Below are 8,817 nucleotides of genomic sequence, written 5' to 3' on the forward strand. Positions count from 1 at the left end.
CCCGGGAGCGGATCACCACGGCGAAACAGGAAAAGAGCGCGCTGGAGACGAAGCTGGCGGAATTGGCCACCGTCAAGTCGGAATACGAAGACGCCTTGCGCGAGAACGACACGCTRAAGGRGAGGATCAAAGCCAGCCAGAAGCGCTTTGACGAAATCGCCGAGCAGCAGCAGGCCCAGATACTGGCGGCACGCACCCGGGCCACCCAACTGGCGGCGCGGTGCCTGTTGCTCCAGAAGGACAGCTCGCTCCCCGATCCGATTTCACGGGCCTCGGAAGCCGTCCCGCAGGACATCGACGCATCGACCTTCGTCAACGCTGGCTGTGCGTTGGACACCTTGGAAGGACTGCTCGATGCCGAGGAAAATCAGCTGCGCAAAACGCATCCCCAGCGCGATGGTTTCCTCGAGGCGCTGACCAAGCTGGAGAAGCAAGCCCAGCTGATCGAAGACGAGGACCTGGCCAGCGGAACGTACAGCGAGGCACACGAGGAAAAGTTGGCCGCATTGCGCAGGCTGGCGGCCAAGCGCAACTACGACGAGGCGCTGGCGCAGGCTGCGCGGCTGCTCGAAGAAGTGCACGCATGGATTGAAGAAGCGCGCAAGGCGCAGCAGGCGCTGGAGGAAGCGCTGAACCTTGCGCTGGACGACATCGCGTTCTACGAGGAGGGCGAACACATCGACGACGACGAGCGCAAGGCCATGTATGCGTTGGTGGACCAGGCCCGATCGAATGACGACTTCGTCGACGCCCTCCAGTTCGTCAACAAGATCGTCAAGACAAAGATCCAGTGGTTCCTGGAGCGGCAGGCCCAATGGCGGGAAGTCAGCGCGCCGGTTCGCGTCCGCAAGCCACGCCAGACGCCCAACTATGGCCAAGCCGCAGACCACATCGTGGACCTGGTGCTCAGCATGTTCCGCAGCACGTTCGACTACGCGGGCCCGTCCCTGAACGTGCAGGAGCTGTATCCCAGGGAAAGGTACAACCCGGGGCGCCTGAAGCAGGCGCTACGCAACCGCTTCGCCACACTCAGCCCTTCTGGGCAGCTTCCCAGAAAAGGGCTGGGGCCCAGGTGCTACTTCAACCTCGGTGCGGGTGGAACGACGAAGAAGAAGTACGAGTACAACGTCAAGGTCAGGCGCGAAGGTGTTGACAGGGCCCTGGCTCAGATTCACATCATCTATCCGTAGCGAGGAGGCGGCGTTGCCACGCCGTCTCCGCCTCACCTTGAAAAGCGCCAGAGAGCCGCTGGGCAGGTTCTCGCGATGCAGCGCGCCCGGTTTGAGGGGGCCGTCGTGAACCGGCTCTTCCAGTCGCGAAGTCCGCGGTCGGGCCGCGGCGTCAAGGTGCTTTCGCGTAGGCCGCCATGAACACACGCACCGCCTCGCGCAGCAGTGCCCTGTCTTCGCGCGCGTCGGGCATGTCGAGCATCAGCAGCCCGCGGATGTGGCCGTCGCCCAGGAACATCGACAGGAACAAATCCGCCGCCTGACGCGGGTGCCGGATGTTCAGCGCGCCCTGCGCATCGGCGCGGCGCAGATAGGCCGCCAGGTCGCTGATCAGCCGATCGGCCCCCTGCCTGTAAAAGGCCCGGCACGCCTCGGGCTGTGACCCCGCAGCGCCATAGAGCGAGCGAAACTGGCCCAGCGCTTCCTCCTCGCGCGCCAGCGTCAGGAACTGCTCTCCGACGGCCAGCAGCGCCTTCTGCGGCTGCGTCGGGTCCAGCGCTTCGACGCCAGCGACCCCCCCCATCACGCGGTCGGTGCGATCGCGAATCACCGCCTCGAACAAACCTTCCTTCGAAGCGAAGTGGCTGTAGATGGTCATCTTCGAGACGCCAGCTTCGGCGGCGATGGCGTCGACGCTGGCCCGCGCCAGGCCGTGCGCATTGAAGTGGCTGTGCGCCGCTTCCACGATGCGCCGCAAGCGCTCGGGGTCGCGCGGCCGGCCGCGACGCGGTGGGGACTCGACTGGCTTCTCGTTTTCGGGCATTCGCGGCTTTCTGTACTTGACAGTCCAATATATGCCATTAAACTTACTGGACTAGATAGTCCAGTATATGAAGCCTTTCACACAGCCCGCCCCGAATCGCAATCGCCACCCCGGCGCCCGACCGATCCGCCTCGTGTCGGCGGCAGCGGCGCTGGCGATCCTGTCGGCCTGCTCGGCACTGCCCGTGCAGCCGCTGGCGCCTTCAGTGCCGCTGTCCGCCGCATTCGCACAGGCCGGGTCGGCTGTCGCCGCCGTTCAGGTATTGGATGGCGCCTGGTGGGCCGGCTACGGCGATCCGGTGCTGACAGCCCTCGTCGAAGCGTCCTTGGCTGCCAACCAGGATGTGGCGATTGCGCTGCAACGCGTCGCCCAGGCTCGCGCCGGCCGCGATGCCGCGGCCTCTCGTCTGTGGCCCACGGTGGGCGTGCAGGCCTCGGCCTCGCGCAGCGGCAGCGGGCTGCCCGATGCCGTCAAGCAAGGCATGCCCGACACGCGAGCGCTGCGTGCCGGTGTCGACGTGGCCTGGGAGATCGACCTGGCCGGCGGCGTGCGCGCGGCACGTGACGCGGCACAGGCTGATGCAGCCGCAGCGGCGGCCGGGGTCCAAGGCGCACGGCTGCTGGTGGCCAGCGAGGTGGCGCGGCAGTACTTCGTGCTGCGCAGCGCCGAGGAGCGTCTGCGCATCGTGCAGGCGCTCGCGGCGGCCCAGCGCGAAACGGCGACCCGCGTCGCCAGCCGCCTGCGCGAGGGCGAGGCCAGTGCCTTCGACCTGGATCGCGCACGCGCCGAAGCCGGGGCGCTCGATGCGCAAGTGCCGCCGTTGCGAACGCTGGCGGGCACCTCGCAGACGCGGCTGGCCGTGCTGCTGGGCCGCAACCCGTCGGCCCGCGTCGTTGACGAGAACGCAGGCTTTGCCTGGCCGGCCGCGCGCGAGATCGGCACCGGCCAGCCCAGCGAATTGCTGCGGCGCCGTCCCGACCTGATCGCGGCCGAGTCGCGCGTTGCGGCCGAGACGCTGCGCGGCGCCGAGGCGCGAGCGCAGTACTGGCCCAAGCTCTTTTTGAGTGCCTTGTTCGGTCGCGAGGACCTGCGGCTGAATGCACTCGATCTCGCACCGGTGCATTTCTCGAACGTCGCGCTGGCCTTTGCCATGCCGGTCTTCAACGCCGGCCGCATCGATGCGGGCATCCGTGCGCAGTCGGCGCGRGCCGACGAGGCGCTGCTGGTGTGGCAGAAGGCGGTGCTGGTCGCCGTGCAGGAGGTCGAGGACAGCCTGCTCGTGCGCACCCAGGAGGCCGAGCGCGCCGTTGCGCTGGCCAGCACGGTCGAACATCGCCGCCGCTCGCTGCAGCGCGCGCAATCGCTGCAGCGCGAAGGGCAGATCGACCTGCTGGTGCTGCTCGACGTGCAGCGCTCGGTGTTGTCCAGCGAGCTCACCCTGGCGGACAGCCGCCTGCAGCAGGTGCTGGCCGACGTGCAGCTCTACAAGGCACTGGGTGGCGGTCTCGAGCCGACCCGTGCCGGCAGTGCCATGACTTCCTTTGCCGAGAGGGCATCCCAGTGAACAGAATTTTCTTCGCCGTATCCCTCCTGGCCCTGGCCGCCTGCAGCGGCCCGCCCGCGCCGATCGCCGCCGCCAAGCCGGTCTTCGTGACCACCGTCAGCCCCGCCGCGTCGTCGCAAAGTCGCAGCTTCACCGCCGTGGTCCGCGCCCGGGTCGAGACGGAGCTGGGTTTTCGCACCGGCGGCAAGGTGGTGGACAGGCTGGTCGAGGTGGGCGACACCGTGAAGGCCGGCCAGGCGCTGGCGCGACTGGACCCCGCCGACTACCAACTGGCCGTGAGTGCCGCCGCCAACCAGGTCCAGGCCGCGTCGGTGGATGCGCAGCAGGCCGCGTCCGACGAAGCGCGCTTGCGCCGCCTGCTGGCCGACGGTTCGGTGGGCGCTGCCGACCACGAGCGTCAGAAGGCGCGTGCCGACGCAGCCGACGCCCGGCTTGAGCAGGCGCGCCGCCAGCTCGACCTGGCACGCAATCGCGAGGGCTACGCGACGCTGGTGGCGCCCTATGCCGGCGTGGTCACCGCGCTGCGCTTCGAGCGCGGCCAGGTGGTGGCCGAGGGCCAGCCGGTGCTGTCGCTGGCCCGCGAAGGCGAACGCGAGATCGTTGCCGAACTGCCCGAGGAGTGGGTCGGCCGGGTGCGCACGCTCACCGCCACGGCCACGCCCTGGCAGGACGCCAAGTCACCCCTGAGGCTGGTGCTGCGCGAGCTCTCGCCGCTGGCCAGTGCGCAGGGCCGGACCTTCCGCGTGCGCTACGCGGCCGCCGCGGAATCGCGCGCGCAGGTCGGCGCGCTGCCACTGGGCAGCACCATGCAGCTGAACCTGTCCGGGCAAGCGACCGGGCCGGCGACCACCGCCGTGCCGGTCACCGCGCTGGTGAAGGCCAGCGCGTCCGCTGGGGTCTGGGTGCTCAACGCCAAGGGCTCCGGCCTGGTGTTCACACCCGTGCAGGTGGTGGCCATGGACGACACCCGGGTGCACGTCACCGGCCTGGCCGGTGGCAGCCGGGTGGTCAGCGTCGGCGCGCAGAAGCTCGATGCGGGCATCACCGTGCGCGCTGTCGAGCGCACGCCCGAAACCGGTGCGGCTGCGGTCGCCAGGAGCGGCTCATGAAACGCTTCAACCCGTCGGAATGGGCCGTCACGCACCGGCCCATGGTGCTGTTCCTGATCATCGCGACGCTCATCATCGGCGGCTTCTCCTTCAGCCGGCTGGGCCGTCTGGAGGACCCGAACTTCGACGTGCCGACGATGACGGCCATCGTCGTGTGGCCGGGCGCCACCGCGCAGGAGGTGCAGGACGAGGTGCTCAACCGCATCGAGCGTCGGCTGCAGGAGCTGGACCATTTCGACTACGTGCGCAGCTTCGCGCGCCAGGGCTATGGCGGTATCACGCTGTGGATGAAGGGCGGCAGTAGCAAGGCGGAGCTGGAGAACGCCTGGTACCAGGTGCGCAAGAAGATCGGCGACGTGCGCCAGGAGTTCCCCGAAGGCGTGCGTGGGCCGTTCTTCAACGACGAGTACAACGACCGCTACAGCGTGCTCTACGCGGTGAGTGCGCCCGAGCTGTCGATGGCCGAGCTGCTGACGGTCACCGAAGACGTGAAGCGGCGCATCCAGAGTGTGGCCGGCGCCGGCAAGGTCGACGTGCTGGGCAAGCAGGCCGAGCGCGTGTTCGTTGAAATCTCGACACGGCGGCTGGCGGCGATGGGCATCGCCCCGACCGCCGTGTTCGACGCGCTGGCGCGGCAAAACCTGGTGGCCCCGGCGGGCTCGGCCGATACCACCCACGATCGTGTGCAGGTGCGGGTGGACGGCGGCCTGCGCAGCGCGGCGGACGTCGCCAACGTGACGCTGGAGGTGGGCGGCCAACTGCTGCGGCTGGCCGACATCGCCACCGTGCGCACCGGCTACGAAGATCCGCCGAGCATGACCATCCGCCACAACGGCGTGCCGGTGCTGGCCATCGGCGTGACCATGCAGGCCAACGGCAACGTGCTGGACTTCGGGCGCGCGCTCGATGCGCGGCTGGCGCAGCTGCGGCAGGAGCTGCCGGCGGGCGTGCTGATCCAGCAGTACGCGGATCAGCCGCGGGTGGTGGCGGAGTCCGTCTGGGAGTTCGAGCGCTCGTTCCTGGAGGCGCTGGCCATCGTGCTGGCCGTGTCCTTCCTGTTCCTGGGCTGGCGCACTGGCATCGTGGTGGCCGCGTCGGTGCCGCTGGTGCTCGGGCTGGTGGCGGCCGTCATGTACGCCGCCGGCTGGGCGCTGGACCGCATCTCGCTGGGTGCGCTGATCATCGCGCTGGGCCTGCTGGTGGACGACGCCATCATCGCGGTGGAAATGATGGTGGTGAAGCTGGAAGAAGGCTGGGACCGCATGCGCGCCGCCACCTACGCCTACACGTCCACCGCGTTTCCGATGCTGACCGGCACGCTGGTCACGGCCGCCGGCTTCATGCCGGTGGGCTTCGCGAAGTCGATCGCCGGTCAGTACGCGGGCGGCATCTTCTGGGTCGTCGGCGCGGCGCTGATCCTGTCGTGGGTGGTCGCCGTGGTGTTCACGCCCTACCTCGGCGTGYTGCTGTTGCCGAAGAATCTTGCGGCCGGCACACACCACGACCCCTACGACCGGCCTGTCTACCGCTGGCTGCGCGGCATCGTCGACTGGGCCGTGCGGCGCCGGGCCTGGGTGCTGGGCACCACGGTGCTGGTTTTCGCCATCGCCGGCGCCGGCATGCTGATGGTCCAGCAACAGTTCTTCCCGACCGCGTCGCGGCCCGAGCTGCTGGTGGAACTGCGGCTGCGCGAAGGCGCATCGTTCGCCGCCACCTCCGCCCAGGTGAAGCTGCTCGAGGCGCGCCTGGCGAAGGACCCGGACATCGAGTTCTTCACCGCCTATACCGGGGCCGGCACGCCGCGCTTCTATCTGTCGATCCAGCCGGAGCTGCCGAACCCGGGGTTCGCGCAGATCGTCGTCAAGACGGCGGGTACCGAACAGCGCGAACGGGTGCGCGCCCGTCTCATGGAGCTGTTCGCCAAGGACGAGGTCCTGCCCGACGTCAACGCCCGCGTGACTCGTCTGGAGTTCGGGCCGCCGGTGGGCTTTCCGGTCCAGTTCCGCGTGATCGGCCCGGACAAGGCGCAGGTGCGCGAGATCGCCTACCGGGTGCGCGACGCGGTGCGCCAGAACCCGCTGGTGCGCGACACGCAACTGGACTGGAACGAGCAGGTCCGCGCGGTGCAGGTCCACGTCGATCAGGACAAGGCGCGGCTGCTGGGCCTGTCCAGCGCCGACATCCAGGGCCTGGTGCAGACGACGCTGGACGGCGCGCCGGTGACGCAGATCCGCCGCGGCGAGGAACTCGTCGACGTGGTCGTGCGGGCGACGCCCGAGGAGCGCAAGAACATTGGCCAGCTCGGCGACCTGCAGCTGTTCACGCGCAGCGGCGTCAACGTGCCGCTGTCCCAGGTGGCGCGCGTCGAGCCGGGCTTCGAGGAGCCGGTGCTGTGGCGGCGCAACCGCGACATGGCGCTGACCGTGCGCAGCGACGTCGTCGACGGCGTGCAGGGCCCCTACGCCACGGCGCAGATCCGGCCATCGCTGCAGCCCATCATCGACAGCCTGCCCGCGGGTTACCGCATCGAGGAAGGCGGCGCCATCGAGGAGAGCGACAAGGCCAACAAGGCGCTGTTCGCGGTGTTCCCGGCGATGTTCGCGGTGATGCTGACGCTGCTGATGATCCAGCTGCAAAGCTTCTCGCGGCTGTTCATGGTGTTCATGACGGCACCGCTGGCGCTGATCGGCGTGGTGCCGGCACTGCTGCTCTTCAATGCGCCGTTCGGCTTCGTCGCGCTGCTGGGCGTGATTGCGCTGGGCGGGATGATCATGCGCAACTCCATCATCCTCGTCGACCAGATCGACCAGGACATCGCGCGCGGCGTTGCGCCGTGGGCCGCGATCGTCGACGCCACGGTGCGGCGCTCGCGCCCGGTCGTGCTGACGGCCGCCGCCGCGGTGCTGGCCATGATCCCGCTGACCCACAGCGTGTTCTGGGGGCCGATGGCCATCTCGATCATGGGCGGCCTTGTCGTGGCCACGGCGCTGACCCTCGTCTTCGTGCCGGCGCTGTACGCCGCCTGGTTCCGCGTCCGGCGCGACAGCCCCGCGCAGGCGCCCGACGCGGCACCCATGGCGGCCAGCGCGTGACGGGGCTGCTCGCAGGCGCTGGACCCATGGCGGCACCAGCGCCACTTCGCCATGGCGCACATGCTGTCAGGCGGCGCGCACTGGCTGCTGAGCCCTCACCTCTTCCAAACGCTGATGCGCCGCGCCTTCCCAGACGACGGGCAGCTGGTTCTTGGCCTGGAGGTAGTGATGCGTGAAGACGCCCAGGTATGCGTCAAGCGTCTTGCCGGCGGCCTCGTCACCCGCCAGGTTCAGGCACTGCGCGGCCACCTCGCTGGTGCAGAAATGGTCGCCGCAACGTGACCGACGCAGCCTGTATTGCGAGGCCTCGGCGGGCGTCAGGCTGAGCACCGGCATGGAGTTCAGGTAGGGGCTTCGGCTGAACATCTTGCGCGCCTCGGACCAGGTGCCGTCCAGCAGGATGAACAGCGGGCGCTTGGCTGCTCCGTCCTGGCCCGCGACGTGCGGCCGAACGGTATGCACCACACGCTCCGGCGCGGCGTACTGGCCCGGGAAGACGACGTAGGGATCCCAGGCCGGCTCGCTCAACAGGGCCAGGAGCGCGGGGTCGGGCTCGGTTCGCGACCAGCCGAAGGCGAAGGTGTCTGCGACGGTATCCGCGATCAGCCAACCGGTGTTGGTGGGCTTCAGCGGCTCGATGTCGGCCATCAGCAGGCACACCGCGGCGCGCGTGTTCACCGACGGGCGCAAGGCGCACATGCAGTGCGTGGAGACCAGCCGGCAGCCTTCGCAGCGCTCGCGCTTGAAGCCGCCGCGAGCCGAGAACGGCTTGGTGGCACTCGCCAGGCGCGCGGCGCGCAGAAGGGATACGGCATGAGACATGCGCGGATTGTCGGAGCACTGCTCATCCAAACGGATGCCCCCATCCCATCCGTCTGTCGGCTGTGCAACCCGGGTGGCGCTTCCTAGACTGCCCTGCAACGAGTGGATTGCGAGCGGGCCAAAGCCGGTGACGCGGCGGATGGGCGGCCAGCCCGATCCAGTTGACAGGGAGATTTCCATGCTGACTTCCTCGATTGCGCGTAGCGGTCGACGCCTTGCCGCGCTGCTGGCGCTGGCC

6 protein-coding genes are annotated in these 8,817 nt (G+C 69.0%); 4 read left to right on the forward strand and 2 right to left on the reverse strand.

Annotated features, from left to right (window positions below; translation table 11 throughout):
* The coding region (locus ACXJKR_RS17095) for a hypothetical protein (RefSeq protein ID WP_457323837.1) at positions 1-1,190 on the forward strand (1,190 nt) is incomplete at its 5' end.
* Positions 1,191-1,341: 151 nt separating this feature from the next.
* Here the strand turns inward: ACXJKR_RS17095 and ACXJKR_RS17100 are convergent.
* Positions 1,342-1,992, reverse strand: a complete 651-nt coding sequence (locus tag ACXJKR_RS17100) for a TetR/AcrR family transcriptional regulator (RefSeq protein ID WP_457323838.1) — start codon at positions 1,990-1,992, stop codon at positions 1,342-1,344.
* Between the two features lie 67 nt (positions 1,993-2,059).
* On the opposite strand from ACXJKR_RS17100, the gene ACXJKR_RS17105 reads away from it, so the two are divergent.
* Genes ACXJKR_RS17105 through ACXJKR_RS17115 form a run of 3 tightly spaced genes read left to right on the forward strand, consistent with a single transcriptional unit; the run spans position 2,060 to position 7,757 of the window.
* The gene (locus tag ACXJKR_RS17105; RefSeq protein WP_457323839.1) at positions 2,060-3,556 is read left to right on the forward strand and encodes an efflux transporter outer membrane subunit; all 1,497 of its coding nucleotides are present in this window, start codon (positions 2,060-2,062) and stop codon (positions 3,554-3,556) included.
* The gene (locus tag ACXJKR_RS17110; RefSeq protein ID WP_457323840.1) at positions 3,553-4,665 is read left to right on the forward strand and encodes an efflux RND transporter periplasmic adaptor subunit; all 1,113 of its coding nucleotides are present in this window, start codon (positions 3,553-3,555) and stop codon (positions 4,663-4,665) included. The genes ACXJKR_RS17105 and ACXJKR_RS17110 overlap by 4 nt, the downstream gene beginning before the upstream one ends.
* Positions 4,662-7,757: an efflux RND transporter permease subunit gene (locus tag ACXJKR_RS17115; protein WP_457323841.1), complete on the forward strand. Its 3,096-nt coding sequence runs from the start codon at positions 4,662-4,664 to the stop codon at positions 7,755-7,757. Before ACXJKR_RS17110 ends, ACXJKR_RS17115 begins: the two co-directional genes overlap by 4 nt.
* A 66-nt stretch (positions 7,758-7,823) precedes the next feature.
* Here ACXJKR_RS17115 and ACXJKR_RS17120 read toward each other — a convergent pair whose 3' ends face one another.
* Positions 7,824-8,579 carry a tRNA-uridine aminocarboxypropyltransferase gene (locus tag ACXJKR_RS17120; protein WP_457323842.1) on the reverse strand — a complete coding sequence of 252 codons (756 nt, stop codon included), beginning with the start codon at positions 8,577-8,579 and terminating at the stop codon, positions 7,824-7,826.
* Between the last annotated feature and the right edge of the window lie 238 nt (positions 8,580-8,817).

The organism is Roseateles sp. P5_E11 (genome assembly GCF_054049355.1).

Bases quoted from the DNA above. Each gene is read 5' to 3' on its own strand.
- ACXJKR_RS17100 (WP_457323838.1), bottom strand. From the start codon at position 1,992: ATGCCCGAAAACGAGAAGCCAGTCGAGTCCCCACCGCGTCGCGGCCGG.
- ACXJKR_RS17120 (WP_457323842.1), bottom strand. From the start codon at position 8,579: ATGTCTCATGCCGTATCCCTTCTGCGCGCCGCGCGCCTGGCGAGTGCC.